Here is a 3,221-nt window from a genome sequence, read left to right on the forward strand (position 1 = left end):
CCGAAGGATCTACCACGGGGCGCCTCTCCGTCCGGGCGCGGCAGCGGTCACGATACCCAAGGCCCCGGCCCCGTCTCCTGGTTCCCCCTCCCCCGGCCCCTCCCCCGCAAACCGCGCGGGAGAGGGGGGAACTTCAATCCCGATGCGACAGGGTGCCTCGCACGCGCGGGAGCCCCCTCCCCCCGGCCCCCATCCCCCGCTGCGCAGGGGAGGGGGAGACCTGAACTGCACTTCGGCTGGCCGGGCGCACCGAACTGGCTCCCTTCCCCCGCGCAGTTTGCGGGGGAAGGGTCGGGGATGGGGGGCGCCCGGCCCGCGCACCCCATCCCTCCGAAGCGCCTCTGCTTGGCTCCCGCCGGCCCTCGCGCCTCACTCGGCCACTGCCTACATTCGAACGCACAGCATCACCCATCGCCCAAGCCGCCGGTCGCGCCCATGCCGATCTCCGTTCGCCTTGCCGCCGCGCCCGCGCTGGCGCTGCTCGCCGCCTCCGCCGTGCAGGCGCAGGACCTTCGCGTTCCCGACCGCAACGCGCGGGTGCGGCAGGCGCTGGAGTACGCGCGCCAGGACGAGCCGCGCACCATCGAAGACCAGATCGCCATCTGCCAGATCGAGGCGCCGCCGTTCAAGGAGGCCCGCCGCGCCGAAGACCTGCGCGCCCGGTTCGCCGCCATGGGGCTGCGGAACGTGCGCATCGATTCCGTCGGCAATGTGATCGCGGAGCGGCCGGGCGCACCCGGCGAGCCCGTCGTCGTCATCTCCGGGCACCTGGACACGGTGTTCCCCGAGGGCACCGACGTCAGCGTGCGACGCGAGGGCACGATCCTGCGCGCGCCGGGCATCGGCGACGACTGCCGCGGGCTGGCCATCCTGCTGGGGATCGCCCGGGCCATGGACCAGGCGCAGGTGCGGACGCGTGGCACCATCATCTTCGTGGGCACCGTGGGCGAGGAGGGGGCGGGGAACCTGCGCGGGGTGCGGCACCTGTTCAGCCACGAGCTGAAGGACCGGGTGGACTACTTCATTTCCGTCGACGGCACCGGGCTGGGGCTGACGAAGGACGCCGTCGGCAGCCACCGCTACACCGTCACCTTCCGCGGCCCCGGCGGACACAGCTACGGCGACTTCGGCGTGCCGAACCCCGTCCACGCGCTGGGCCGCGCCATCGCCAAGGTGTCGGAGTTCCAGGTGCCCGCCGATCCCCGCGTGACGTTCAGCGTGGGGGTGATCCAGGGCGGCACGTCGGTGAACTCCATCGCCATGAACGCGTCGATGCAGGTGGACATGCGCTCGGTGGATGCGGGGGCGCTGCAGGCCGTGGACGACCGTTTCCAGGCTGCCATCCGCGAAGCGCTGGCGGAGGAGAACGCCCGCTGGCAGTCCGGCGAGCGGCTGACGGTGTCCGTCGACACGATCGGCATCCGCCCCGCCGGGTCGCAGCCGGCCGATGCCGCCATCGTGCGCGCGGCCAACGCGGCGGGGCGCTCGCTGGGCTTCGACGTGCCCGCCATCGCCAGCAGCACCGACGCCAACATCCCCATCAGCCTGGGCATTCCGGCGGTGACCATCGACGGCGGGGGTAAGGGCGGCGGGGCGCACTCCCTGAGCGAGTGGTTCGACACGGCGGACAGCCACCTGGGCACGCAGTGGGCGCTTCTGTTCGTCCTCACGCTCACGGGTGTGCGATGAACGTCGTGCGACTCGCGATGCTGGCGGTGGTCGCCGCGCTGGCGTTCGTTTCCCTGCGCAACCGGTACGACCTGACGACCAGCATCATCATCGTCGCCGCGGCGGGGCTTCTCGTCGCCCGCCTGCTGGCCCGCTTCGCCGCGCGGCGTCGACGGTCCGCGGGCCCCTGATCCGCTCAGCGTATCGACGGTTCAGGATGGAAGCCTCGCTCCACGCGGGGCTTTCGCCGTTCAGCGGGGCGGATATTCAGCCGGGCACGGACGGAACTTGGCTTGACCCGTCCTGTAGACTCAGGTAGAATCCGCGTTCTGCCCCGTGCCTGGTATGGAGACGAGAAAGCGAATGGCCGAGCCGCTGCCGCCGCAGTACAACCCGCAGGAAAACGAAGACGCCCTCTACCGTTGGTGGGAGGAGCAGGGATTCTTTCGTGCCGACGCGGCGTCGGAGCGCGAGCCGTACGTCATCGTCATCCCCCCGCCCAACGTTACGGCCATGCTCCACATGGGGCATGGGCTGAACAACACCATCCAGGACGTCCTCATCCGCTGGCGGCGCATGCAGGGGCGCGAGGCGCTCTGGCTGCCCGGGACGGACCACGCGGGCATCGCCACGCAGAACGTCGTCGAGCGTCTCGTCGCCAAGGAGGGCAAGACCCGGTACGACCTGGGGCGCGAGGCGTTCGTTGGACGCGTGTGGGAGTTCGTGCACGAGACGGGCGGCGTCATCCTTCAGCAGCTGCGGGCCATCGGCGCCTCGGCGGATTGGACGCGCACGCGATTTACGCTGGACGAAAGCCTGTCGCGCGCCGTCCGCGAGGTGTTCGTCACCCTGTACGAGAAGGGGCGCGTCTACCGCGGACATCGCATCATCAACTGGTGCCCGCGCTGCCTGACGGCGCTCAGCGACGAAGAGGCGGAGCCGGCGGAGACTCAGGGCAAGCTGTGGCACCTGCGCTACCCGCTGGCGGACGGGGCTGAGATTCCCGGACTGCCGCGCCTGCCGGACGGCCGCCAGTACATGACCATCGCCACCACCCGGCCCGAGACCATGCTGGGCGACACCGGCGTGGCGGTGCATCCCGGTGACGAGCGGTACGCGGCGCTGGTGGGGCGCGAGCTGGAACTGCCGCTGACGGGCCGCCGCATTCCTGTCGTCGCGGACGAGTACGTTGACCCGGAGTTCGGCTCGGGCGCGGTGAAGCTTACGCCGGCGCACGACCCCAACGACTTCGAGGTGGCGCAGCGCACCGGCGTCGCGACGCTGAACGTGATGACGCCCGAGGCGGCCGTCAACGACGAGGCACCGGAGCCATTCCGCGGGATGGACCGCTTCGAGGCGCGCCGCGCCGTGGTGACCTCGTTCGAGGAACTGGGGCTGCTGGAGAAGGTGGAGGAGCACACGCACGCGGTGCCGCACTGCTACCGCTGCGACACCGTGGTGGAGCCGCGCCTGTCCGAGCAGTGGTTCGTGAAGATGAAGCCGCTCGCCGAGCCGGCGCTGGCCGCCTCGCGCGAGGGGCGCATCCGCTTCAC

3 protein-coding genes are annotated in these 3,221 nt (G+C 71.1%); all 3 read left to right on the forward strand.

The window, feature by feature from the left end:
* The first annotated feature begins 435 nt into the window (after positions 1–435).
* Positions 436–1,689 (forward strand): M20/M25/M40 family metallo-hydrolase, encoded by a 1,254-nt coding sequence (locus tag VIB55_RS07370; RefSeq protein WP_331876025.1) that lies wholly within the window; start codon positions 436–438, stop codon positions 1,687–1,689.
* Positions 1,686–1,859, forward strand: a complete 174-nt coding sequence (locus VIB55_RS07375; protein WP_331876026.1) for a hypothetical protein — start codon at positions 1,686–1,688, stop codon at positions 1,857–1,859. The genes VIB55_RS07370 and VIB55_RS07375 overlap by 4 nt, the downstream gene beginning before the upstream one ends.
* A 172-nt stretch (positions 1,860–2,031) precedes the next feature.
* On the forward strand, positions 2,032–3,221 hold a 1,190-nt coding region (locus VIB55_RS07380; protein WP_331876027.1), incomplete at its 3' end, for a class I tRNA ligase family protein.

Source organism: Longimicrobium sp., assembly GCF_036554565.1.
Classification (GTDB): Bacteria; Gemmatimonadota; Gemmatimonadetes; order Longimicrobiales; family Longimicrobiaceae; genus Longimicrobium.